The following is a 21,361-nucleotide window of genomic DNA, read 5'->3' on the forward strand; positions in this document are numbered from 1 at the left end:
ATTTGATCTAGTTCATCCTCACACGCAGTAAACCCTATGAGAATAAATGCTACTACTGATATTTTTAAAATTATTTTTTTCATTTTCTGTCTTTTTTATTCAATTAGAAACTTACGTCAATACCCATTTGGTAAGACTTTGTGTTTGGATAACTATATAAAGTGGTTTCTCCCGGAGCAACAGTATCTGCGAAAGATATTGATTCACCTGATGAAATTCCGACTTCAGGATCACCCCAAAATTTTGTAAATGTTAACAAGTTTTGACCTTGTGCATAAATTCTAAGTGACGTAATAGGGGTTTTTTCTAAATATTTCTTTGGAAAAGAGTAAGATAAAGTAACGTTTCGCAATCTTATATAATCTCCTTTTTCTAACCATCTGTCAGAACCATAGTAATAATCTCTATCTGAAACAGCATATTTTGGGCTAGGTTTTACATCTGTGTCTCCAGGTTGTTGCCAATAATTAAATGCGTCAACACTTTGATTAAAGCCTATATCGCCTCCATCATAGTTAGAGCGTGCTCGAACGATGTTATTTACCCAGTTTCCAGCTTTGAAGACAAAATCAGTGCGAAGTCCAAAGCCTTTATAAGTTATATTAGAAAAGAATCCACCTTCAATATCTGCAATAGTAGATTTTCCTTGGAATACTCTATTTTCAATATCTTGAGGAAGTTCATCGCCAAAATATTTATTACCATCTCCACCATAAAATTGACCTCTTCCAGTTACTGGATCTACGCCTGCGTAGCGAACAAGAAAATGTTCGTTAATTTTTCTACCTTCTTCCCATCGAATATTTGTGTTTTCAACATCAATAGGTTTTCCCTCAGGTAAACTAAGAATTTTATGGTCTAGGAAGAGAACATTTCCTCCAAGCGTCCAGCTAAAATCTGGGGTTCTAAAAACCTCTCCTTGTAAAGATACCTCTAACCCTTTATTTTCTATATCACCAATGTTTTTCGTTATGGTTCCAGCACCCGTCTCATATGCTGTTCTTACTGGAAACAGTAAATCAGTAGTTTTTCTGATGAAATAATCACTCACAAAACGCAATCTATTGTTAAATGCATTAAATTCAACTCCAACGTTAGTAGTAGTAGTAGTTTCCCAACTTAAATCTGGATTTGCAATTTGATCTGGAATAGTACTAGATCCACCAGGGTATGAGTCAAAAGTTACTGTTCCTTGTGCTTCGTATCTAGAAAGACCAGAACGGTTACCTACAGAACCATAAGATCCTCTAAATTTAAGATCGTCTATGAAATCAACATCAAAGAAAGATTCGTTAGCGACATTCCAAGCAACACTTCCACTATAAAAATTACCCCATTGTACATCAGCTCCAAAGTTTGATGAACCGTCGCGACGAACAGAACCGGATACGTAATAACGTTCTTTATAGTTGTAGTCTGCAAACAATCCATAAGAAACTAAAGTTAATCGGTTTCTATTACTTCTAGCCTCTCGTTTAAGCGCTCCATTTGTTTGGGTGCTTAACAAAGGCGATGGAAATTGAGTAGATTCTGCCAAGATGCGGTTAAACTCATTCATGTTGTACTCATAAAGACCAAGAACGTTTAAATTGTGACCATCAGAAGATAAATTGTAGTTTAATCTATTGCTTAATGTTAAATCTAAACGGTGATCTTGGAAATCTCTTTTCAGACCACCTTCAATACCAGCAGCTACTCCAGCAAGATACGATCCTGGTTTAACGTAATATTCTGTTCGGCGTGCAAGCCAGTTTACCGCTGTTTGGAATTCATAACTCCAGTTTTTACTTAACTGAACTTGGGCATTAATGCTAGCTAATGTCGTGTTATATATATCTAATTGAGGTTCGTCTTCAAGTGCTTGTCTAATAGGATAGTCGGAGGCTCCGGAAGTATCATAAACAGGATCTCCGTTTTCATCCAAAACTGGATTTCCGAATTCGTCTAGTACAAATTCTGTGTCGTATGGACTTGTTTGATAGACAGCAAAGAACGGGTTTTGATCGTTGAATCTATCTCTAGGTTCATCACTAGTTGCTCTTGAATAACCAACGTTAACACCAAGCTTTAACCATTCTTTGGCATCAAAATTAACATTTAATCGAGAGCCTAATCGCTCAAAACCATCAATTTTATCAATAATACCAGTGTTACGATCGTTCGATACGGAAAAGTAATAATCCACTTTTTCAGCACCTCCAGCGAATGAAATGCTGTTATTCTGCTGGATTCCATCCTTTAAAATAAGCTTTTCCCAATCTGTTTGGTTGTCTAAATAAAATTGTCTTTCAGGAGATCCAGGTGCAGTTGCTACGCCAGGAAGCGTTGCTGCGGTAGATACTCCTAATGCATACATTTCTGCTTCAAATTGCATTTTTTGCCCCGCATCCATTAATGTATAGTTTTGATCAACTCTTGAAACTACACCATAACGTGAGCTATAACGAATGCTTGCATCTTTATTTCTAGTACCGCTCTTGGTTGTAATTACAACAACACCGTTTGATCCACGTGAACCGTACTTTGCAGTTGTAGCAGCATCTTTTAAAATTGAAATGTTTTCTATGTCTTCATTGGGTATTGTTGCCAAATCTACTTCACGAATGGGTGCGCCATCTACAATATATAGAGGGGATGAACCACCAGCAGTTAAAGATCCAGTACCGCGAATACGAACAAAAGCACCTTGTCCAGGCTTACCATTGGCTGCAGTTACCTGCACCCCGGCTGCTTTTCCTTGAAGCATATTGTCTATGCTCGTGGTTGGTGCCATTTGTGACAGTTCAGAAGCAGAGATTGAAACTACTGCCGATGTCTGTATCGATTGATTTCTTGTAGAATAACCAGTAACAACAACCTCGTCCAATGAAGAACCAGGATTTAGAGTTACATTGATTGAATTTTGGTTACCTACTTTAACTTCCTTGGTGTCAAAACCTACATAACTATAGGTAAGCGTTTGTCCCACATTTGCGGAAATGGAGTATATTCCATCAAAATCCGACTGTGTTCCAGAGCTTGTACCCTTAATTATAACGTTTGCACCAGGCAATGGTAGACCTGATTCGTCTGTCACCGTACCTGTAATAGTCTTCTGCTGTGCGAAGGTAAGTTGCACAACTAACGCTAGTAGTAGCGTCAAAATTCCACTAAACTTTGTTCTCATTTTTATAATTTATTTGAATTAGCCAGTCGCAAAAATCCTAATAAAAAGTTAATTACACAAGTATTTGCTCCCAATTTTTAGGATTAGTTTGTGACTAGCCAAGCTTTCGTGTAAAGATATCTTAAAATTTTGAAGAGAGACTGATGTGGATTTTCGTGTTCGAAAAATTGAATTTTTGATTTTCAGTATTTCCATTGGCAATATTAAACTTGAACAATCCAGCTTTGGTTCTTAGGCCTAGACCAATACCGAAGCTGTAGAGGTTTGTCTTTAATGACAGGGTTTTATTTTCAAAATAAGCTGCATCTATAATGCTGTGGATATAAACGCCATCATTAAACTGATATCGATATTCAGTATTTATTGTTGAAAAGAAGGAGGCGTCAATGCTGTTTTCATTGAAACCGCGGATGCTATTTATCCCTCCAAAGCGGAATAGTTCATTTACCAGATAGCTATCGCTAATTAAAATACTGGTCTGATTCTGTACAAAAATTGAATTTCGATAATTTAGATTGAAGATGTTATTGGCTATAGCTTCTAGGCGTATTTGATCGTCAGTGTTCCCTTCTTTTTCTCGTGAACCTACGCCGCCGTTAAAGGATAAAAAGGTTTTTATTGGGAAATTCTTTCGGTTTTGCGGTTTAAAGTAACTCGTTCCCGCAATCAGGAATTTCGATTTAAAGTCTACGATAGGTGTTCCTGCAATAACCTCGTCAAGTAGGTTGCTGGAATTGTTGTTTCTGTATCCTAAATAGGCTGTTGATCTTGGGTTAATTTGATAGGTGGCTCGCAACTCTTGTTCGGAGGTGACGAAGGAGCTATCTCTTTTAAAAATTTTAAGCTCACCACTTAATCCGAAAGGTGTTTGGAAGAGATACGGCAAGCTTGCCTTAACCCTAAAATTTACTTGTTCTTCGCCATCGGCTTTGTAATTAAGCAATAATTGCTCTCCGTAATTTAAATTGTTGTTGAGCTCAAGATTTAAATAGCCATTAAATTTTAATTTCTGCGTTTCTTCGTCGGTTGCGAAACCGAGAATTCCATCAAAAAGATTGTTGTTTTGCTTTTCGAGATAGAAATACACGATAGTGGAGTCTTTTCTGAAAAGTGCCTCGGGTGGTTTAATGGACGAAACAAAGCCTAGGCTGTTTAGGTTTTCATTTTGCCTGACGAGCTTCTCTTTATTAAAAACGTTTTTCGTTCGGACCCCCGCATAATATTTTAAAAACGAGCTTGGAAATTTTTCATAACCTTTTATAACAATCGAATCTACGGTTCTTTTATTTCCATTGTCAACAAGTAGCGAAGCTGTCAAATTGTTGTGGCTGTCTTTTTCGAACTCGTCAAGTTTTAAACGGGCAAAGGCATTTCCTTTTTGGTTGCGAAATGCAATGAGCTTTTTTAGTGAAATTGGAATGGTTTCAAAAGGAAGGATAAAATAGCTTGCGGTAATTTCTGAAGAGACGCGCTGCAATTCCTTTTTGCTAAAATCTTCTTCGGAATAATAAATCTTTATGGTCTGGTATTTTTTTCCTAGGAAGAAATCTGCCACATAGCTACTGTCATTTTCTTTTTTGATCTGCCGCAGCTCGCTTTCTATAAACCCCATGCGCTGTAGCTTTAAATTAACGGTATCTGTTGATTTTTTAAGAGTGGCTAAATCGGTAAAGGAAGTTTGCATTTGTAGCGAATCTTTCAGTGCCTGTGATATTTGCTGTTCGGTTTTCAAAGATAACGTGAGTTCCTGCGCATTTATTCCGAAGAAAAAGCAAGTGTATATATTAAGGAGTAGAAAAAAGTATTTAGTGTTTTTCAAATTGGTGTTCACTCTTCAGTTGTCGGTTGTCAGTTCTCAGTTGTCGGTTTGTCGGTTGTCGGTTTGTCAGACGAATCGGTCATCTGTCATCCGTCACCCAGCTCGCAGCATCCGTCATCCAACTTCCGTCATCCATCCCTTTCCTTCTCCAAAACTAACGTTTCAACTTGCGATTTCATATTTAAAATAAAAAAATATTGAAAGTATGCTGAAAATTAATTCAGTATGGTTTGATTAGTGAGAAAAAAAATTCTACATTTGCATCCCCTAAAAATAGGGGTGTTTTATTTTTAAACAGTAATAATACATATTTTATATGCCAACAATTTCACAATTAGTACGTAAAGGAAGGACCAAAATAACCAAGAAGAGTAAATCGGTTGCTTTGGATTCGTGCCCACAGCGTCGTGGTGTTTGTACGCGTGTATATACTACTACGCCTAAAAAACCTAACTCAGCTATGCGAAAAGTAGCAAGGGTAAGGCTTACAAATGGTAAGGAAGTAAACGCATACATCCCAGGCGAAGGTCACAATCTCCAAGAGCACTCGATAGTATTGGTTAGAGGTGGAAGGGTAAAGGATTTGCCAGGAGTTAGGTATCACATTGTTCGTGGAGCTTTAGACACCGCTGGTGTTGCAGGCCGCACACAACGTAGATCTAAGTACGGAGCAAAACGCCCTAAAAAGTAGGATCGCGATAGATTGCGATCAGGAAAAATGAAAACGGGTTAACTGTTAAGTGTTTATTTTAATCATTGACAAGTAACCATAACAAAACAACAAATGAGAAAAAAACAGGCCAAAAAAAGACCGCTGCTTCCAGATCCAAGGTTTAACGACCAGTTGGTTACGCGTTTCGTAAACAACATGATGTGGGACGGAAAAAAGAGTGTGGCTTTCAAAGTTTTCTATGATGCTATTGACATTGTAGATGAAAAGAAACAAGACGAAGAAAAAACTGCGTTAGAGCTTTGGAAAGATGCACTTTCTAATGTTATGCCTCACGTAGAGGTGCGTAGCCGTAGAGTTGGTGGGGCAACCTTCCAAATACCTATGCAAATACGCCCAGACCGTAAAATTGCAACCGCAATGAAGTGGTTAATTACATATTCAAGAAAAAGAAACGAGAAATCCATGGCTGCAAAATTAGCTGGTGAGATTCTTGCTGCTGCAAAGGAGGAAGGTGCTGCCGTTAAAAAGCGTATGGATACTCATAAAATGGCAGAAGCTAACAAAGCATTCTCACATTTCAGATTCTAAACAATGGGAAGAGATTTAAGTTACACAAGAAACATCGGGATTGCCGCGCATATTGACGCCGGTAAAACCACTACAACAGAACGTATACTTTTTTATACTGGCGTAAACCATAAGTTGGGCGAGACCCATGAAGGTTCTGCCACTATGGACTGGATGGAACAAGAGCAGGAGCGTGGTATTACGATTACTTCCGCTGCAACTACTTGTAAATGGAAATTTCCAATGGAAAATGCCCAGCCATTACCAGAAACAAAAGAATATCACTTTAACATTATTGACACTCCCGGCCACGTGGATTTTACCGTAGAGGTAAACCGATCGCTGCGTGTTCTTGATGGTTTAGTGTTTTTATTTAGTGCAGTTGATGGTGTTGAACCACAATCTGAAACTAACTGGAGGCTTGCGGATAACTATAAAGTACCTCGTATTGGTTTTGTAAATAAAATGGACCGTAATGGATCTAACTTTTTGATGGTTTGTCAACAAGTAAAAGATATGTTGGGTTCCAATGCAGTGCCAATCGTTTTGCCATTAGGTGAAGAGGCAGATTTTAGAGGGATAGTTGACCTTGTGAAGAATCGTGCAATTGTATGGCATGATGATACATTTGGAGCTACTTTTGATGTGGTGCCAATCCCTGAAGAAATGAAAGAGGAAGTTCGCATGTACCGTGGTAAACTTATTGAAGAAGTTGCTGCCTATGATGAAAACCTTCTTGAAAAATATATGGAAGATGAAGATTCTATTACAGAAGATGAGGTGCATGCTGCGCTTCGTGCCGCAGTAATGGATATGAGCATTATTCCAATGATTTGTGGTTCATCTTTTAAAAATAAAGGTGTTCAGTTTTTGATTGACGGTGTTTGCCGTTACCTTCCTTCTCCAATGGATAAAGAAGGTATTAGAGGAATTAATCCTGATACTGAAAAGGAAGAATTACGTAAGCCAAGTACAGAGGAGCCGTTTGCTGCTCTGGCGTTTAAAATTGCTACCGATCCTTTTGTTGGTCGTCTAGCTTTCTTCCGTACCTATTCTGGTCATTTGGACGCAGGTTCTTATGTTCTTAACAACCGTACTGGTAATAAGGAACGTATTTCTAGAATCTACCAAATGCACGCTAACAAGCAAAATGCAATTGACTTTATTGAAGCAGGAGATATTGGAGCTGCCGTAGGTTTTAAAGATATTAAAACTGGGGACACCTTAACTGCAGAAAAACATCCTATAGTTTTGGAAAGCATGGACTTCCCTGATCCAGTAATTGGAGTTGCGGTTGAGCCAAAGACTAAAGCTGATGTTGATAAATTAGGTATGGCTTTGTCAAAGCTTGCCGAAGAAGATCCAACATTCCAAGTGCGTACAGACGAAGCTTCTGGGCAAACAATTATTTCTGGAATGGGTGAACTTCACTTAGATGTTCTTATTGACCGTTTGCGTCGGGAATTTAGAGTTGAAGTAAACCAAGGACAACCACAGGTTGAGTATAAGGAAGCTGTTACAAAAGTTGCTGATCACAGAGAGGTTTATAAGAAACAATCTGGTGGTCGTGGTAAATTTGCTGACATCGTATTTACATTGGAGCCAGCTGAGGAAGGTAAAATTGGTTTGGAATTCGTGAACTCTGTAAAAGGTGGAAACGTACCAAAAGAATTTATTCCTTCTGTTGAAAAAGGTTTCAAACAAGCAATGACCAATGGGCCTCTTGCAGGTTTTGAGGTTGATAGTATGAAGGTTACTTTAAAAGATGGATCTTTCCACCCAGTGGATTCAGATGCACTGTCTTTTGAATTAGCTGCTAAAATCGGCTTTAGGGAAGTTGCTAAAAAAGCTGGAGCTGTAATTCTTGAGCCTATTATGAAACTTGAGGCACTTACGCCTGAGGAGAATATGGGTGATATAGTTGGTGACCTTAACCGTCGTCGTGGTACTATTACTAGTATGAGCGATCGTGCAGGAGCAAAAGTTATAAAGGCTGAAGTGCCGCTTTCAGAATTGTTCGGATATGTAACCACATTGAGAACTTTATCTTCTGGTCGTGCTACTTCAACTATGGAATTTTCACATTATGCCCAAACTCCTTCAAATATTTCCGAAGAAGTAATCGCAGCAGCAAAAGGAACCGCTAACGTTTAATAATTTCAGCAATGAGTCAAAAAATAAGAATAAAACTAAAATCTTACGATCACAATTTGGTGGACAAATCTGCTGAGAAAATCGTTAAGACCGTAAAGAGTACTGGAGCTGTAGTTACAGGACCAATCCCTTTGCCAACACATAAAAAAATCTTTACAGTATTGCGTTCTCCACACGTGAACAAGAAGAGTAGAGAGCAATTCCAATTAAGTTCTTACAAGAGACTTTTGGATATCTACAGTTCTTCTTCAAAAACAATTGACGCTCTAATGAAATTAGAGTTGCCAAGTGGGGTAGAAGTAGAGATCAAGGTTTAACAAATACCTGCGAAGGCAGGTATCTTCAAAGCCGGTTTGCGAAAACTGAGTCAGAGATCTTCGCAGTTGCGAGGATTAACATGTCCCGAGCTTGTAAGCGAAGGAAAAACGGTAAACAAAGTAATATTCGGGATCGAAATTATTTTGATCCCGTTTGTTTTTTAAATCAAAAAATTCTTTTCTCCTTTCTGCCGCGGCTGAAGGGGCAAAGCGAAAAACCGAAAATAAGTAATATTAATAATCAATAAATAATTAAATATGTCTGGGTTAATTGGAAGAAAGATAGGGATGACCAGCATCTTTGACGAGAACGGAAAAAACATTCCGTGTACCGTTATTGAAGCAGGACCCTGTGTTGTCACCCAAGTCAGAACCATTGAGGTTGACGGGTACAATGCTCTCCAACTTGGTTTCGATGACAAGAAGACTGTTACTAAAGCTGCCGAAGGGCACGCCAAAAAAGCAGGAACCGTTGCAAAACGCAAAGTTGTTGAATTCAAGGATTTTGGAGAAGATTACAAATTAGGTGACACAATTACTGTGGAACATTTTATTGAAGGTGAATTCGTGGATATCGCGGGTACATCTAAAGGTAAAGGTTTCCAAGGGGTTGTAAAACGTCATGGTTTTAGTGGGTCCGAAAGAACTCACGGCCAACAAAGTATGCTTAGGGCTCCTGGGTCTGTTGGTGCTGCATCATATCCTGCAAGAGTTTTCAAGGGAATGCGCATGGCTGGCCAAATGGGTAACGAAAGAGTAAAAATAGATAATTTAAGAGTTTTAAAAGTAGTTCCTGAAAAGAATCTACTTGTGGTTAAAGGAGCAGTTCCTGGCCATAAAAACGCTTATGTAATGATCGAGAAATAATGAAGGTAGCTGTATTAGACATAAACGGAAAAAGCACAGGTCGGGAAGTTGAACTTTCTGCAGATGTGTTCGGAATAGAGCCTAACAATCACGCGGTTTATCTTGATGTGAAGCAATACCTTGCCAATCAAAGACAAGGAACTCACAAAGCGAAAGAACGTGCTGAAATCACTGGTTCTACCAGAAAGATAAAGAAGCAAAAAGGAACTGGTACTGCTCGTGCGGGTAGCATCAAGTCTGGTATTTTTAAAGGTGGTGGTAGAATGTTTGGGCCTCGTCCAAGAAGCTACTCTTTTAAATTGAACAAAAACCTAAAACGTTTGGCGCGTAAATCTGCGCTTTCTATGAAAGCAAATGACAAAGCGATCTACGTAATGGAAGAGCTAAATTTTGATGCTCCAAAAACGAAGAATTTTACATCAGTTTTAAAGAGTTTAGGGCTTGATGAGAAAAAATCTTTATTTGTGTTGGGAGACTTAAATAATAATGTATATTTGTCCTCTCGCAATTTGAAAGGTACTGAAGTTATAACTAGCTCACAATTAAGTACTTATAAGATTATGAATGCAAACAGTGTCGTGCTGTTTGAAGGTTCTTTGGAAGGAATTGAAACAAACTTAAGTAAATAGAAACAAGATGAACATCTTAATTAAACCTATAATTACGGAAAAAGCTACCAAAGATGCTGAAGACAAAAACGTTTTTAGCTTTGTAGTGAACCCAAAGGCGAATAAGGTAGAAATCAAGAAAGCGGTTGAAACTGCTTACGGAATTTCTGTTGAAAAAGTTCGCACAATGAATGTCCGCCCTGATAGGAAGACCCGTTATACAAAAACAGGTGTCCAGACTGGTAAAACGAATGCTTATAAAAAAGCAATCGTACAGGTGGCGGAAGGTGATACAATAGATTTTTACAGTAACATCTAAGGAAGCTTAGATTTAATTAGACACAAATGTCAGTAAGAAAATTAAAACCAATCACCCCGGGTCAGCGTTTTAGGGTTGTTAATGGTTTTGACGCCATTACAACCGATAAGCCGGAGAAGTCTTTACTTGCTCCGAACAAAAGATCTGGTGGTAGAAACAGTCAAGGAAAAATGACCATGCGCTACATAGGTGGTGGTCATAAAAAGAGATATCGAATAATCGATTTCAAACGCGACAAGGCAGGAGTTCCTGCTACTGTTGCAAGTATTCAATACGATCCAAACCGTACAGCGTTTATTGCGCTTTTGAACTATCAAGATGGTGAAAAGCGTTACGTAATTGCTCAGAGCGGTCTACAAGTTGGACAAAACATCGTTTCTGGTGAATCAGGAATTGCTCCAGAAATTGGAAACGCAATGCCGCTTTCAGCTATCCCATTAGGTACAGTTATATCTTGCATCGAGCTTCGTCCCGGACAGGGAGCAATTATGGCTAGAAGTGCTGGAACTTTCGCACAGCTTATGGCGCGTGAAGGTAAATATGCTACTATTAAATTACCATCAGGAGAAACTAGATTGATCTTAGTTAATTGTTTAGCTACTATTGGTGCTGTATCTAACCACGACCATCAGTTATTGGTTTCAGGTAAAGCTGGTAGAAGTAGATGGTTGGGTAGAAGACCACGTACAAGACCAGTAGTGATGAACCCGGTAGATCACCCAATGGGTGGTGGTGAAGGTAAATCTTCAGGTGGTCATCCACGTTCTAGAAATGGGATACCTGCTAAAGGTTACAGAACCCGAACTAAAACGAAAGCAAGTAATAAATATATCTTAGAACGTAGAAAGAAATAAGTTATGGCAAGATCGTTAAAAAAAGGACCGTACGTTCATTATAAACTAGACAAAAAAGTTCAACGAAACGTTGATGATAATAAGAAGACCGTAATCAAGACTTGGTCGCGTGCTTCTATGATCACTCCGGATTTTGTTGGCCAAACCATCGCTGTTCACAACGGACGTCAATTTGTTCCTGTGTTTGTAACAGAAAACATGGTTGGGCATAAACTAGGAGAATTTTCACCTACAAGATCATTCCGTGGTCACGCAGGTGCTAAAAACAAAGGTAAAAAATAAGAGGCCATGGGAGTTCGTAAAAGAGAAAGAGCAGAAGCAATCAAGGAAGCAAAGAAAACTATTTACTTGGCTAAATTGAACAATTGCCCCACCTCACCAAGAAAGATGCGTTTAATGGCAGACTTGGTGCGTGGTGAGAAAATAGACAAAGCACTTAATATTTTGAAGTTTAGTTCAAAAGAATCTTCACGTAAATTGGAGAAACTACTTTTGTCTGCCATCAATAACTGGCAACAAAAGAATGAAGACGCTTCATTGGAAGATGCAGATCTTTTTGTTAAGGAAATCCGAGTGGATGGTGGTACAATGTTGAAAAGACTTCGTCCAGCACCGCAAGGCCGTGCACACAGAATTAGAAAGCGCTCCAACCACGTAACACTGGTATTGGCAGCTAACGATAACACACAAAGCAATTAATTAAATGGGACAGAAGACAAATCCAATCGGAAATCGCTTAGGTATCATTAAAGGTTGGGAATCCAACTGGTACGGAGGCAACGACTACGGCGATAAATTGGCCGAAGACGATAAGATCAGGAAATACATCCACGCGCGTTTAAGTAAAGCTAGTGTGAGTAGAGTAATTATTGAGCGTACGCTTAAGCTTGTAACCGTTACTATAACCACTGCCCGTCCCGGTATCATTATCGGAAAAGGTGGCCAGGAAGTAGACAAGCTAAAAGAAGAGCTTAAAAAAATTACAGATAAAGAGGTACAGATCAACATTCACGAGATCAAAAGACCTGAACTTGATGCGCATTTGGTAGCTGCGAGTATTGCACGCCAAATTGAAAGTCGTATTTCATACCGTCGTGCTATTAAAATGGCAATAGCGGCAACAATGCGAATGAATGCTGAAGGTATTAAGGTACAAATCTCAGGACGTTTGAACGGCGCTGAAATGGCACGTTCAGAATCTTACAAAGAAGGTCGTATCCCATTATCAACTTTTAGAGCCGATATTGACTACGCTTTAGTTGAGGCGCACACTACTTATGGTAGATTGGGTGTTAAAGTATGGATTATGAAAGGCGAAGTATATGGAAAGAGAGAGCTTTCCCCACTTGTTGGTTTGTCAACCGGCAAAAAAGGTGGTGGTAAAGGTGCTCCAGGACGCGGTGGCAACAAAGCACGCCGCAGAAAGTAATTTTTTAAATAGAAGAAAATGTTACAACCTAAAAGAACAAAATACCGTAAACAACAAAAAGGTCGTATGAAAGGCAATGCCGGTCGTGGCACGCAGTTAGCATACGGTACCTTCGGTATAAAATCGATGGAATCTGAATTTCTTACGGCGAGACAAATAGAAGCAGCTCGTATTGCTGCTACTCGTTTTATGAAAAGAGAAGGTTCTATCTGGATTATGATATTTCCAGATAAGCCAATTACCAAGAAGCCCCTTGAAGTACGTATGGGGAAAGGTAAAGGTGCTGTAGAATATTATGCTGCTATTGTAAAACCAGGAAGAATGCTTTTCGAAGTATCTGGGGTTACCCTTGAAACAGCTAAAGAAGCATTGCGCCTTGCAGCCCAAAAGCTTCCCGTTAAAACTAAATTTGTAATGTCTCGGGATTTCCAAGCATAATTTTTTGACAAATGAAACAATCAGAAATTAAAGAAGCGTCAACGGCAGAACTTCAGGAAGCATTAGCTGACTCAAGGAAAGCGTATACAGAGCTTAAAATGGCACATACCATTTCACCATTGGAAAACCCAATTCAACTTAGATCCCAGAAAAGGGGGATAGCAAGAATAGCGACCGAACTAACTAATAGAGAAGTGCAATAATTGTACAGCTGAAAGATGGAAGAAATTAAAAGAAACTTAAGAAAAGAACGTACTGGGGTAGTAACCAGCAACAAAATGGATAAGTCTATTGTAGTTGCAGAGGTGAAAAAAATTAAACACCCTATGTATGGAAAGTTCGTGTCCAAAACGAAGAAATACGTTGCGCACGACGAGACCAATAACTGCAACGAAGGCGATACGGTAAGGATCATGGAAACACGTCCTTTAAGTAAAACCAAATGTTGGAGATTAGTAGAAATAATTGAAAGAGCGAAGTAATTATGTTACAACAAGAATCAAGACTCAAAGTCGCTGATAATACCGGAGCAAAGGAAGTACTTTGTATTCGTGTGTTAGGCGGAACAAAAAGAAGGTATGCTTCTATAGGTGATAAGATTGTAGTTTCTGTTAAAGAATCAACGCCTAATGGAAGTATTAAGAAGGGAGCCGTTTCTACTGCAGTAGTAGTGCGTACTCGTAAGGAAATCAGAAGACCTGATGGATCTTACATCCGTTTCGATGATAACGCTTGTGTACTTTTAGGCCCACAGGGCGAAATGAGAGGAACACGTGTTTTTGGGCCGGTAGCAAGAGAGCTTCGCGACAGACAATTTATGAAAATAGTATCATTGGCACCAGAGGTGCTTTAATATGAAAACTAAGATGACAAAGCTTAAGATAAAATCAGGCGATACAGTAGTAGTTACTGCCGGAGACCACAAAGGTTCTGAAGGTAAAGTAATGAAATTATTCCTTGACAAAAACAAAGCAATCGTAGAAGGAGTTAATATGGTTTCAAAACACGAGAAGCCAAGTGCAAAAAATCCGCAAGGAGGAATTGTGAAAAAAGAAGCTCCTATCCATGTTTCAAACCTTTCTTTAGTAGATCCAAAATCTGGTAAAGCAACACGTGTAGGTTATAAAATGGAAGATGGTAAGAAAGTACGGTTTTCAAAACAATCAGATCAAGCAATATAGTTATGGCATATTCACCAAGACTTAAAGAAGAGTACAAAAGCAGAGTGATCAACTCACTTACTGACGAATTTGGTTACAAAAACGTCATGGAGGTACCGAAATTGAAGCGTATTGTTGTTTCCCGCGGTGTGGGTGCAGCAGTTGCTGACAAAAAACTTATTGACTATTCAGTTGATGAGTTTACAAAGATAACCGGGCAAAAAGCGGTTTCGACAAATTCTAAGAAGGATGTTGCAAACTTTAAACTTCGTAAGGGAATGCCAATTGGTGTGAAAGTTACGTTGCGTGGAGAGCGTATGTACGAATTTTTAGACAGGTTGGTTACTTCATCTTTGCCAAGGGTACGTGACTTTAACGGAATTAAAGCTACCGGTTTTGACGGAAGAGGAAATTACTCTTTGGGAATTACCGAACAAATTATCTTCCCAGAAATCGATATCGATAAAGTGAAGAAAATTGAAGGAATGAACATTACGTTTATCACTTCGGCACAAACCGATAAAGAAGCGAAATCATTATTAAAAGAATTAGGGTTACCCTTTAAAAAGAACTAAGAGATGGCTAAAGAATCAATGAAAGCCCGCGAGGTTAAGAGACAAAAAACGGTACTGAAATATGCGGCCAAACGCAAAGCTTTAAAAGAAGCTGGAGATTGGGAAGGCTTGCAAAAACTACCAAAAGATGCCTCACCTGTACGTTTACACAATCGTTGTAAAATTACCGGAAGACCAAGAGGGTATATGAGAACTTTCGGAATTTCACGTGTTACGTTTCGTGAAATGGCCAATCAGGGCCTAATTCCAGGTGTAAGAAAAGCATCTTGGTAAGAACTTTTAGGGTTCTAAACAAAAGTATAAACTGGTGGTAGGTTTGTTCCGATTGACGGACAAAAACCACTTCCGCAAATATTGATAAATGAATATAGATCCAATTTCAGATTATCTAACAAGAGTTAGAAACGCTGCAAAAGCCGGACATCGCGTAGTTGAGATTCCAGCTTCAAATCTAAAAAAGGAGATTACAAAAATCCTTTTTGATCAGGGTTACATTTTGAGCTATAAATTTGATGACGACAGTACCCCACAGGGTGTTATCAAAATTGCTTTGAAGTATGACAAGCTTAGTAAAGAGCCCATAATCAAAAAAATCCAAAGAATTAGTAAACCAGGTTTACGTAAATATGCTGGTTCAACTGAACTACCTCGTATTTTGAATGGTTTGGGAATTGCTATTGTTTCTACTTCTTCGGGAGTAATGACAGGGCAGCAAGCCAAAGATCAGAATGTTGGAGGTGAAGTATTATGTTACGTTTACTAAAAAATAGACAAAGAGATGTCAAGAATAGGTAAAAGCCCGGTAGTAATCCCACAAGGAGTTACAGTTGATGTAAAAGACAACGTAGTTACCGTAAAAGGAAAATTAGGCGAGTTGTCTCAGGAGTTTTCTGATATAACCGTGAAAGTAGAAGACGGACACGTAATAGTGGAACGCCCTTCTGAATCTAAAGACCACACTGCAAGACACGGTCTTTATAGATCCTTAATCAATAATATGATTGAAGGTGTAAACAACGGATGGACCAAATCTTTAGAATTGGTTGGTGTGGGTTACCGCGCTAGCAATCAAGGACAAAAATTAGATTTGGCTTTAGGGTTTTCACACAATATCGTTTTGGACATTGCTCCAGAAGTAAAAGTGGAAACTATATCTGATAAAGGTAAGAACCCAATCGTAAAACTAACTTCGCACGACAAGCAATTGGTGGGACAGGTAGCGGCCAAAATCCGTGCCTTCCGTAGACCAGAACCTTACAAAGGTAAAGGTATCAAGTTTGTAGGTGAACAATTAAGAAGAAAAGCAGGTAAATCTGCATAACAAATAGAGTTATGGCATTATCAAAATACGAAAGAAGAGAGCGCTTGCGCATGAGGATCAGAAAAACTGTTGGGGGGACTGAAAGTCGTCCACGTTTGGCTGTTTTCAGAAGCAACAAAGAAATTTACGCTCAGATAATTGACGATGTAAATGGAAAAACCATTACTGCCGCATCTTCAAGAGATAAAGATATTGACGCTTCAAAAGTTAACAAAACTGAAGCTGCAAAAATGGTAGGAAAAGCAATCGCTGAAAAAGCTGCTAAAGCTGGTGTTGAAGCCATCGCTTTTGACAGAGGTGGTTACTTATACCATGGAAGAGTAAAATCATTAGCTGAAGGTGCACGCGAAGGTGGCCTTAAATTCTAAGTAAAATTATGTATCAAGATTATAAAAACGTAGAATTAGTAAAACCAGGAGGTCTAGATTTAAAAGACCGTTTGGTAGGTGTACAACGTGTAACCAAGGTGACCAAGGGTGGTCGTGCCTTCGGATTTTCAGCTATCGTAGTTGTTGGAGACGAAAAAGGTGTGGTTGGACAAGGACTTGGTAAATCCAAGGATGTTGCCAGTGCAATAGCAAAAGCTATTGAAGATGCCAAGAAAAACTTGGTTCGTATACCTCTAAACAAAGTAACGCTTCCACACGAGCAAAAAGGAAAATACGGCGGAGCTCGTGTTAACCTTCTTCCTGCAGCCCCTGGTACAGGAGTAATTGCTGGTGGTGCAGTACGTGCGGTATTGGAGGCAGTTGGGGTACACGATGTATTGTCAAAATCTCAAGGATCTTCCAATCCACATAACGTTGTAAAAGCAACTTTTGATGCCCTATTGCAAATGCGAAGTGCACAAACAATTGCTGATCAGCGTGGAATTTCACTTGAAAAAGTATTCAAAGGATAAATATCAAAGCGATGGCAAAAATTAAAGTAACAAAGGTTAGAAGCGTTATAAAGCGCCCACAAAACCAAAAGAGAACCATGGAGGCTCTTGGCCTAAACAAAATGGGTCAGACCGTGGAACACGAAGATACGCCAAGCATTCTTGGTATGATCAATAAAGTTAATCACTTAGTTTCAGTTGAAACTAATTAAGGAAACACAAAAAAATGGATTTAAGTAACTTACAACCCGCCGCAGGATCGGCGAAAAACAAAGGCAAGCGAGTAGGTCGCGGACAAGGTTCCGGTAAAGGTGGTACTGCCACCCGCGGACATAAAGGAGCAAAATCACGTTCAGGTTATTCTAAGAAACTTGGATTTGAAGGTGGACAAATGCCCCTACAACGTCGTGTTCCTAAGTTTGGATTTACAAACATCAACCGTAAAGAGTATAAGGGAATCAATATCGATACCTTACAACAATTGGTTGACGACAAAAAAATAAATGATGCCGTTGACTTTGAAACCTTGGTTGGTTTAGGTCTTGCTGGAAAGAACGAAATGGTTAAGATTTTAGGAAGAGGAGAGATAAAAGCAAAACTAAAAGTATCTGCGCACAAGTTTACTGCCTCGGCAAAAGAAGCTATTGAAGCTGCCGGAGGTGAAGTAGTAACATTGTAACAAAAGATAAGGATGAAATTTATCGAAACCTTAAAAAATGTTTGGAGAATAGAAGAGCTGCGCAATCGCATCTTGCTTACGCTGGGAATGCTATTGGTTTATCGTTTTGGGGCACAAGTCGTGCTTCCTGGAATTGATGCCGATATGCTTGCATCATTTGCGGGCAAATTCGATGCTGGAGGAATTGGTGGATTGCTAAACGCATTTACAGGAGGGGCTTTTGCCAACGCTTCTGTTTTTGCATTGGGTATTATGCCTTATATTTCTGCTTCTATTGTTGTCCAGTTGATGCAGATTGCGGTTCCTTACCTTCAGAAACTACAGAAAGAAGGAGAAAGTGGTCGTAAGAAGATCAATCAAATTACACGTTGGTTAACCATCGGTATTTGTTTGGTTCAAGCACCAAGTTATCTAGCGGGTCTTCCAGCAATGGGTGTGCCAGCAGAAGCCTTTATAATGGGGCAAAGCGTAATGTTCTACGTTTCCTCAGTAATTATTTTGGTAACAGGAACCATATTCGCAATGTGGTTGGGTGAGAAAATTACAGACAAAGGTATTGGTAATGGTATCTCCATACTTATTATGGTTGGTATTATAGCACGTATGCCACAGTCCTTTGCTCAGGAATTCGTTTCAAGAGTAATGGAATCTAATGGAGGATTGATTATGATCCTTATTGAATTGGTGATCTGGTTTGTGATTATCTTACTATCAATTATGTTGGTAATGGCAGTGCGGAAAATACCGGTTCAATATGCAAGAAGATCGGCAAGCGGTGGTTTCGAAAAGAATATTTTTGGAGCGAGACAGTTTATCCCATTAAAATTGAACGCTTCTGGGGTAATGCCTATCATCTTTGCGCAAGCAATTATGTTTGTACCAGCAGCAGTAGCAAGTGTCTCTGACAGCGAATTTGCGCAGGGCATTCAAGCTACCTTTAGTGATATCTTCGGATTTTGGTATAACTTGGTATTTGCAGTATTGATTATAATATTTACATATTTCTATACGGCTATTACAGTACCAACAAACAAAATGGCTGACGACTTAAAACGTAGCGGTGGATTTATTCCAGGTATTAAACCAGGATCGCAAACTGCTGAGTATTTAGATCGAATTATGTCGCAGATAACTTTACCAGGTTCTGTGTTCCTAGCCTTGATCGCGATTGCACCAGCATTCGTTGTTAAATTGATGGGAATTCAGCAAGGTTGGGCATTGTTCTACGGTGGTACATCACTACTTATTATGGTAGGTGTGGCTATCGATACGATGCAGCAAGTGAACTCCTATTTATTGAATCGTCATTATGATGGCTTGATGAAAAGCGGAAAAAACAGAAAAGCGGTAGCTTAATTAAAATTATAGTGATTATTAGATAGTATTTGTTACTTTTGCAAAAAAATTACAAATACTATCTTTTACCTATTTAAAGATAAATACCAATAATAGAATGGCAAAACAAAGCGCAATTGAACAAGATGGAAGTATAGTGGAAGCACTATCAAACGCAATGTTCCGTGTTGAATTGGAAAATGGTCACATTGTAACCGCTCACATTTCTGGTAAAATGCGAATGCACTACATTAAATTGTTGCCAGGCGATAAAGTGAAGCTTGAGATGAGTCCGTACGATTTAACGAAGGCGAGAATAACATACAGATATTAATCCCTGATAGCTATCGGGACGAACCTCAGGGTTCATTGAATACTAAATATAAATAAGAACAGATGAAAGTTAGAGCATCCGTAAAGAAAAGAAGTGCCGACTGCAAGATTGTACGCAGGAAAGGCAGATTATATGTAATTAATAAAAAGAACCCAAAGTTCAAACAAAGACAAGGATAAGTTATGGCAAGAATCGCAGGTGTAGATATCCCGAAGCACAAAAGGGGTGTAATCGCGTTAACGTATATCTTCGGAATCGGTAAAAGCCGTGCCCAAGATATTCTGAACAAAGCCGGAGTTGACGAGGATAAAAAAGTAAGTGAATGGAACGATGATGAAATCGGGGCTATTCGTGACGCTGTTGGATCGTTCAAAATCGAAGGTGAATTACGTAGTGAAGTTCAATTAAGTATTAAACGCTTAATGGATATTGGTTGTTACAGAGGTATTCGTCACAGATCGGGTCTTCCTTTAAGAGGACAACGTACTAAGAATAACTCACGTACTAGAAAAGGAAAACGTAAAACTGTTGCTAACAAGAAAAAAGCAACTAAATAACAGTTGATAGATTTTAGGGGAATGGTTTTGGTTGAATATTTTATAATTCTTCAGCTGAGATATCTTCCACTAAGCACTACAACCTAAATCACTAGAAGTTATGGCAAAGACAAGTCAAAAAACTACAAAATCAGTCAAGAAACGTAAGGTTAATGTTGAGTCAGTAGGTGAAGCACACATTACAGCTTCCTTCAACAACATTATTGTTTCCTTGACAAATAAAAATGGAGATGTTATCTCTTGGTCCTCAGCCGGTAAAATGGGTTTCCGTGGATCTAAGAAAAACACGCCTTACGCTGCTCAGTTAGCATCAGAAGATTGTGCGAAAGTTGCACACGACGCTGGTTTACGTAAAGTAAAAGTTTATGTAAAAGGACCAGGTAACGGTAGAGAATCTGCAATACGTTCTATCCACAATGCTGGAATTGAAGTAACTGAAATTATTGATGTTACTCCAATGCCACACAACGGATGCCGTCCTCCAAAAAGAAGAAGAGTCTAATATTATTTATTGTTGTTTTTTATTATACCTCCTCATCTGGCGAAATAATACACAATAACAATAAAAAATAATAATAGATAATAATCAATAATAAGTATCAATCTGAAGAAATTGAAAACTAAAGGATAGTAAAGACAGGATATATCCTGTCTCAACAAAATGACCTTAATTTAGTTTTTTCTTCAAAACCTTAAATTAGAAATGGCAAGATATACTGGTCCAAAAACTAAAATCGCCCGTAAATTCGGGGAAGCAATCTTCGGAGACGACAAATCTTTCGAAAAAAGAAATTACCCTCCAGGGCAACACGGGAACACCCGTCGTCGTGGTAAAAAATCTGAATATGCTATCCAGTTAATGGAAAAGCAAAAAACAAAATACACCTATGGTATTTTGGAACGTCAGTTTAGAAACATGTTTAAAAAGGCGAATGCTGCTCCTGGAATTACAGGTGCTGTATTACTTCAAATGTGTGAGTCTCGTTTAGACAACGTAGTGTACAGAATGGGGATTTCTCCAAGTCGCTCTGGCGCAAGACAATTAGTTTCTCACCGTCACATCACCGTTAATGGTGAAAAAGTAAACATTCCATCATACCAACTTAAAGCTGGTGATGTAGTGGCCGTTAGAGAGAAGTCAAAATCTCTTGAGGCAATCAACAACTCTTTGGCAAATGCAAGTCACGTGTATGAGTGGATTACTTGGAATGGCGAAAAGAAGGAAGGAACTTTCGTTTCTATCCCAGAGCGTATTCAAATTCCAGAAAATGTGAACGAGCAGCTAATCGTTGAATTATATTCTAAATAA

32 protein-coding genes are annotated in these 21,361 nt (G+C 38.9%); 30 read left to right on the forward strand and 2 right to left on the reverse strand.

What is annotated here, in order from left to right; translation table 11 throughout:
• Window positions 1–103: 103 nt before the first annotated feature.
• Window positions 104–3,166, reverse strand: a complete 3,063-nt coding sequence (locus G440_RS0118105; protein ID WP_026452588.1) for a SusC/RagA family TonB-linked outer membrane protein — start codon at window positions 3,164–3,166, stop codon at window positions 104–106.
• Window positions 3,167–3,287: 121 nt separating this feature from the next.
• Entirely contained in the window at window positions 3,288–4,898 is a 1,611-nt protein-coding gene (locus G440_RS0118110) for a BamA/TamA family outer membrane protein (protein ID WP_051285459.1), read from the reverse strand.
• Between the two features lie 403 nt (window positions 4,899–5,301).
• Between G440_RS0118110 and rpsL the strand changes: the two genes are divergently transcribed.
• The 30 genes from rpsL (at window position 5,302) to rpsD (ending at window position 21,361) form a co-directional block, all read left to right on the forward strand.
• Window positions 5,302–5,676: a 30S ribosomal protein S12 gene (gene rpsL / locus G440_RS0118115; protein ID WP_014782632.1), complete on the forward strand. Its 375-nt coding sequence runs from the start codon at window positions 5,302–5,304 to the stop codon at window positions 5,674–5,676.
• A 93-nt stretch (window positions 5,677–5,769) separates the two neighbouring features.
• Complete coding sequence (gene rpsG, locus G440_RS0118120) at window positions 5,770–6,246, forward strand: 30S ribosomal protein S7 (protein WP_026452590.1); 477 nt, start codon at window positions 5,770–5,772, stop codon at window positions 6,244–6,246.
• Window positions 6,247–6,249: 3 nt separating this feature from the next.
• Window positions 6,250–8,379 (forward strand): elongation factor G, encoded by a 2,130-nt coding sequence (gene fusA / locus G440_RS0118125; RefSeq protein WP_026452591.1) that lies wholly within the window; start codon window positions 6,250–6,252, stop codon window positions 8,377–8,379.
• Window positions 8,380–8,390: 11 nt separating this feature from the next.
• Complete coding sequence (gene rpsJ, locus G440_RS0118130) at window positions 8,391–8,696, forward strand: 30S ribosomal protein S10 (protein ID WP_010181931.1); 306 nt, start codon at window positions 8,391–8,393, stop codon at window positions 8,694–8,696.
• A 258-nt stretch (window positions 8,697–8,954) separates the two neighbouring features.
• Window positions 8,955–9,563, forward strand: coding sequence for a 50S ribosomal protein L3 (gene rplC, locus G440_RS0118135; RefSeq protein ID WP_026452592.1), 609 nt, complete (start codon window positions 8,955–8,957; stop codon window positions 9,561–9,563).
• Entirely contained in the window at window positions 9,563–10,192 is a 630-nt protein-coding gene (rplD, locus tag G440_RS0118140) for a 50S ribosomal protein L4 (RefSeq protein WP_026452593.1), read from the forward strand. Before rplC ends, rplD begins: the two co-directional genes overlap by 1 nt.
• A 7-nt stretch (window positions 10,193–10,199) precedes the next feature.
• Window positions 10,200–10,490, forward strand: coding sequence for a 50S ribosomal protein L23 (gene rplW, locus G440_RS0118145; RefSeq protein ID WP_026452594.1), 291 nt, complete (start codon window positions 10,200–10,202; stop codon window positions 10,488–10,490).
• 26 nt (window positions 10,491–10,516) lie between these two features.
• On the forward strand, window positions 10,517–11,344 hold the full coding sequence (gene rplB / locus G440_RS0118150) for a 50S ribosomal protein L2 (protein ID WP_026452595.1): 828 nt from the start codon (window positions 10,517–10,519) through the stop codon (window positions 11,342–11,344).
• A 3-nt stretch (window positions 11,345–11,347) separates the two neighbouring features.
• Window positions 11,348–11,626: a 30S ribosomal protein S19 gene (rpsS, locus tag G440_RS0118155; protein WP_026452596.1), complete on the forward strand. Its 279-nt coding sequence runs from the start codon at window positions 11,348–11,350 to the stop codon at window positions 11,624–11,626.
• 6 nt (window positions 11,627–11,632) lie between these two features.
• Entirely contained in the window at window positions 11,633–12,043 is a 411-nt protein-coding gene (gene rplV, locus G440_RS0118160) for a 50S ribosomal protein L22 (RefSeq protein ID WP_026452597.1), read from the forward strand.
• Between the two features lie 4 nt (window positions 12,044–12,047).
• Window positions 12,048–12,773, forward strand: a complete 726-nt coding sequence (gene rpsC, locus G440_RS0118165; protein ID WP_026452598.1) for a 30S ribosomal protein S3 — start codon at window positions 12,048–12,050, stop codon at window positions 12,771–12,773.
• A gap of 18 nt (window positions 12,774–12,791) precedes the next feature.
• Window positions 12,792–13,211: a 50S ribosomal protein L16 gene (rplP, locus tag G440_RS0118170; protein WP_026452599.1), complete on the forward strand. Its 420-nt coding sequence runs from the start codon at window positions 12,792–12,794 to the stop codon at window positions 13,209–13,211.
• 11 nt (window positions 13,212–13,222) lie between these two features.
• Complete coding sequence (gene rpmC / locus G440_RS0118175) at window positions 13,223–13,414, forward strand: 50S ribosomal protein L29 (protein WP_026452600.1); 192 nt, start codon at window positions 13,223–13,225, stop codon at window positions 13,412–13,414.
• Window positions 13,415–13,429: 15 nt separating this feature from the next.
• Window positions 13,430–13,693: a 30S ribosomal protein S17 gene (gene rpsQ, locus G440_RS0118180; protein WP_026452601.1), complete on the forward strand. Its 264-nt coding sequence runs from the start codon at window positions 13,430–13,432 to the stop codon at window positions 13,691–13,693.
• A 2-nt stretch (window positions 13,694–13,695) separates the two neighbouring features.
• Window positions 13,696–14,064, forward strand: coding sequence for a 50S ribosomal protein L14 (rplN, locus tag G440_RS0118185; RefSeq protein WP_026452602.1), 369 nt, complete (start codon window positions 13,696–13,698; stop codon window positions 14,062–14,064).
• Between the two features lie 13 nt (window positions 14,065–14,077).
• Window positions 14,078–14,392 carry a 50S ribosomal protein L24 gene (gene rplX, locus G440_RS0118190; RefSeq protein ID WP_026452603.1) on the forward strand — a complete coding sequence of 105 codons (315 nt, stop codon included), beginning with the start codon at window positions 14,078–14,080 and terminating at the stop codon, window positions 14,390–14,392.
• A gap of 2 nt (window positions 14,393–14,394) precedes the next feature.
• Window positions 14,395–14,946, forward strand: a complete 552-nt coding sequence (rplE, locus tag G440_RS0118195) for a 50S ribosomal protein L5 (RefSeq protein WP_026452604.1) — start codon at window positions 14,395–14,397, stop codon at window positions 14,944–14,946.
• Between the two features lie 3 nt (window positions 14,947–14,949).
• Window positions 14,950–15,219, forward strand: coding sequence for a 30S ribosomal protein S14 (gene rpsN / locus G440_RS0118200; RefSeq protein WP_026452605.1), 270 nt, complete (start codon window positions 14,950–14,952; stop codon window positions 15,217–15,219).
• Between the two features lie 88 nt (window positions 15,220–15,307).
• Window positions 15,308–15,709 (forward strand): 30S ribosomal protein S8, encoded by a 402-nt coding sequence (rpsH, locus tag G440_RS0118205; protein WP_026452606.1) that lies wholly within the window; start codon window positions 15,308–15,310, stop codon window positions 15,707–15,709.
• A gap of 15 nt (window positions 15,710–15,724) precedes the next feature.
• Window positions 15,725–16,267 (forward strand): 50S ribosomal protein L6, encoded by a 543-nt coding sequence (gene rplF / locus G440_RS0118210; protein ID WP_026452607.1) that lies wholly within the window; start codon window positions 15,725–15,727, stop codon window positions 16,265–16,267.
• Window positions 16,268–16,278: 11 nt separating this feature from the next.
• Window positions 16,279–16,635: a 50S ribosomal protein L18 gene (gene rplR, locus G440_RS0118215; RefSeq protein WP_026452608.1), complete on the forward strand. Its 357-nt coding sequence runs from the start codon at window positions 16,279–16,281 to the stop codon at window positions 16,633–16,635.
• Between the two features lie 8 nt (window positions 16,636–16,643).
• Complete coding sequence (rpsE, locus tag G440_RS0118220; RefSeq protein WP_026452609.1) at window positions 16,644–17,168, forward strand: 30S ribosomal protein S5; 525 nt, start codon at window positions 16,644–16,646, stop codon at window positions 17,166–17,168.
• 11 nt (window positions 17,169–17,179) lie between these two features.
• Window positions 17,180–17,359, forward strand: coding sequence for a 50S ribosomal protein L30 (gene rpmD, locus G440_RS0118225; RefSeq protein WP_026452610.1), 180 nt, complete (start codon window positions 17,180–17,182; stop codon window positions 17,357–17,359).
• Window positions 17,360–17,373: 14 nt separating this feature from the next.
• The gene (rplO, locus tag G440_RS0118230) at window positions 17,374–17,826 is read left to right on the forward strand and encodes a 50S ribosomal protein L15 (protein WP_026452611.1); all 453 of its coding nucleotides are present in this window, start codon (window positions 17,374–17,376) and stop codon (window positions 17,824–17,826) included.
• A gap of 12 nt (window positions 17,827–17,838) precedes the next feature.
• On the forward strand, window positions 17,839–19,182 hold the full coding sequence (secY, locus tag G440_RS0118235) for a preprotein translocase subunit SecY (protein ID WP_026452612.1): 1,344 nt from the start codon (window positions 17,839–17,841) through the stop codon (window positions 19,180–19,182).
• 97 nt (window positions 19,183–19,279) lie between these two features.
• Window positions 19,280–19,495, forward strand: coding sequence for a translation initiation factor IF-1 (infA, locus tag G440_RS0118240; RefSeq protein ID WP_026452613.1), 216 nt, complete (start codon window positions 19,280–19,282; stop codon window positions 19,493–19,495).
• Between the two features lie 62 nt (window positions 19,496–19,557).
• Window positions 19,558–19,674 carry a type B 50S ribosomal protein L36 gene (gene ykgO / locus G440_RS21065; RefSeq protein ID WP_009779203.1) on the forward strand — a complete coding sequence of 39 codons (117 nt, stop codon included), beginning with the start codon at window positions 19,558–19,560 and terminating at the stop codon, window positions 19,672–19,674.
• 3 nt (window positions 19,675–19,677) lie between these two features.
• A complete protein-coding gene (rpsM, locus tag G440_RS0118245; RefSeq protein WP_026452614.1) occupies window positions 19,678–20,052 on the forward strand; it encodes a 30S ribosomal protein S13 in 375 nt (124 codons plus the stop codon).
• A gap of 100 nt (window positions 20,053–20,152) precedes the next feature.
• The gene (rpsK, locus tag G440_RS0118250) at window positions 20,153–20,554 is read left to right on the forward strand and encodes a 30S ribosomal protein S11 (protein ID WP_026452615.1); all 402 of its coding nucleotides are present in this window, start codon (window positions 20,153–20,155) and stop codon (window positions 20,552–20,554) included.
• 201 nt (window positions 20,555–20,755) lie between these two features.
• Complete coding sequence (gene rpsD, locus G440_RS0118255; RefSeq protein ID WP_026452616.1) at window positions 20,756–21,361, forward strand: 30S ribosomal protein S4; 606 nt, start codon at window positions 20,756–20,758, stop codon at window positions 21,359–21,361.

It is taken from the genome of Aequorivita capsosiphonis DSM 23843 (assembly GCF_000429125.1).
GTDB lineage: Bacteria > Bacteroidota > Bacteroidia > Flavobacteriales > Flavobacteriaceae > Aequorivita > Aequorivita capsosiphonis.

What these genes read in the sequence shown, in the direction of transcription:
- G440_RS0118105 (WP_026452588.1), bottom strand. Translation starts at nt 3,166, where the DNA reads ATGAGAACAAAGTTTAGTGGAATTTTGACGCTACTACTAGCGTTAGTT.
- rpsL (WP_014782632.1), top strand. Translation starts at nt 5,302, where the DNA reads ATGCCAACAATTTCACAATTAGTACGTAAAGGAAGGACCAAAATAACC.
- rpsG (WP_026452590.1), top strand. Translation starts at nt 5,770, where the DNA reads ATGAGAAAAAAACAGGCCAAAAAAAGACCGCTGCTTCCAGATCCAAGG.
- fusA (WP_026452591.1), top strand. Translation starts at nt 6,250, where the DNA reads ATGGGAAGAGATTTAAGTTACACAAGAAACATCGGGATTGCCGCGCAT.
- rpsJ (WP_010181931.1), top strand. Translation starts at nt 8,391, where the DNA reads ATGAGTCAAAAAATAAGAATAAAACTAAAATCTTACGATCACAATTTG.
- rplC (WP_026452592.1), top strand. Translation starts at nt 8,955, where the DNA reads ATGTCTGGGTTAATTGGAAGAAAGATAGGGATGACCAGCATCTTTGAC.
- rplD (WP_026452593.1), top strand. Translation starts at nt 9,563, where the DNA reads ATGAAGGTAGCTGTATTAGACATAAACGGAAAAAGCACAGGTCGGGAA.
- rplW (WP_026452594.1), top strand. Translation starts at nt 10,200, where the DNA reads ATGAACATCTTAATTAAACCTATAATTACGGAAAAAGCTACCAAAGAT.
- rplB (WP_026452595.1), top strand. Translation starts at nt 10,517, where the DNA reads ATGTCAGTAAGAAAATTAAAACCAATCACCCCGGGTCAGCGTTTTAGG.
- rpsS (WP_026452596.1), top strand. Translation starts at nt 11,348, where the DNA reads ATGGCAAGATCGTTAAAAAAAGGACCGTACGTTCATTATAAACTAGAC.
- rplV (WP_026452597.1), top strand. Translation starts at nt 11,633, where the DNA reads ATGGGAGTTCGTAAAAGAGAAAGAGCAGAAGCAATCAAGGAAGCAAAG.
- rpsC (WP_026452598.1), top strand. Translation starts at nt 12,048, where the DNA reads ATGGGACAGAAGACAAATCCAATCGGAAATCGCTTAGGTATCATTAAA.
- rplP (WP_026452599.1), top strand. Translation starts at nt 12,792, where the DNA reads ATGTTACAACCTAAAAGAACAAAATACCGTAAACAACAAAAAGGTCGT.
- rpmC (WP_026452600.1), top strand. Translation starts at nt 13,223, where the DNA reads ATGAAACAATCAGAAATTAAAGAAGCGTCAACGGCAGAACTTCAGGAA.
- rpsQ (WP_026452601.1), top strand. Translation starts at nt 13,430, where the DNA reads ATGGAAGAAATTAAAAGAAACTTAAGAAAAGAACGTACTGGGGTAGTA.
- rplN (WP_026452602.1), top strand. Translation starts at nt 13,696, where the DNA reads ATGTTACAACAAGAATCAAGACTCAAAGTCGCTGATAATACCGGAGCA.
- rplX (WP_026452603.1), top strand. Translation starts at nt 14,078, where the DNA reads ATGACAAAGCTTAAGATAAAATCAGGCGATACAGTAGTAGTTACTGCC.
- rplE (WP_026452604.1), top strand. Translation starts at nt 14,395, where the DNA reads ATGGCATATTCACCAAGACTTAAAGAAGAGTACAAAAGCAGAGTGATC.
- rpsN (WP_026452605.1), top strand. Translation starts at nt 14,950, where the DNA reads ATGGCTAAAGAATCAATGAAAGCCCGCGAGGTTAAGAGACAAAAAACG.
- rpsH (WP_026452606.1), top strand. Translation starts at nt 15,308, where the DNA reads ATGAATATAGATCCAATTTCAGATTATCTAACAAGAGTTAGAAACGCT.
- rplF (WP_026452607.1), top strand. Translation starts at nt 15,725, where the DNA reads ATGTCAAGAATAGGTAAAAGCCCGGTAGTAATCCCACAAGGAGTTACA.
- rplR (WP_026452608.1), top strand. Translation starts at nt 16,279, where the DNA reads ATGGCATTATCAAAATACGAAAGAAGAGAGCGCTTGCGCATGAGGATC.
- rpsE (WP_026452609.1), top strand. Translation starts at nt 16,644, where the DNA reads ATGTATCAAGATTATAAAAACGTAGAATTAGTAAAACCAGGAGGTCTA.
- rpmD (WP_026452610.1), top strand. Translation starts at nt 17,180, where the DNA reads ATGGCAAAAATTAAAGTAACAAAGGTTAGAAGCGTTATAAAGCGCCCA.
- rplO (WP_026452611.1), top strand. Translation starts at nt 17,374, where the DNA reads ATGGATTTAAGTAACTTACAACCCGCCGCAGGATCGGCGAAAAACAAA.
- secY (WP_026452612.1), top strand. Translation starts at nt 17,839, where the DNA reads ATGAAATTTATCGAAACCTTAAAAAATGTTTGGAGAATAGAAGAGCTG.
- infA (WP_026452613.1), top strand. Translation starts at nt 19,280, where the DNA reads ATGGCAAAACAAAGCGCAATTGAACAAGATGGAAGTATAGTGGAAGCA.
- ykgO (WP_009779203.1), top strand. Translation starts at nt 19,558, where the DNA reads ATGAAAGTTAGAGCATCCGTAAAGAAAAGAAGTGCCGACTGCAAGATT.
- rpsM (WP_026452614.1), top strand. Translation starts at nt 19,678, where the DNA reads ATGGCAAGAATCGCAGGTGTAGATATCCCGAAGCACAAAAGGGGTGTA.
- rpsK (WP_026452615.1), top strand. Translation starts at nt 20,153, where the DNA reads ATGGCAAAGACAAGTCAAAAAACTACAAAATCAGTCAAGAAACGTAAG.
- rpsD (WP_026452616.1), top strand. Translation starts at nt 20,756, where the DNA reads ATGGCAAGATATACTGGTCCAAAAACTAAAATCGCCCGTAAATTCGGG.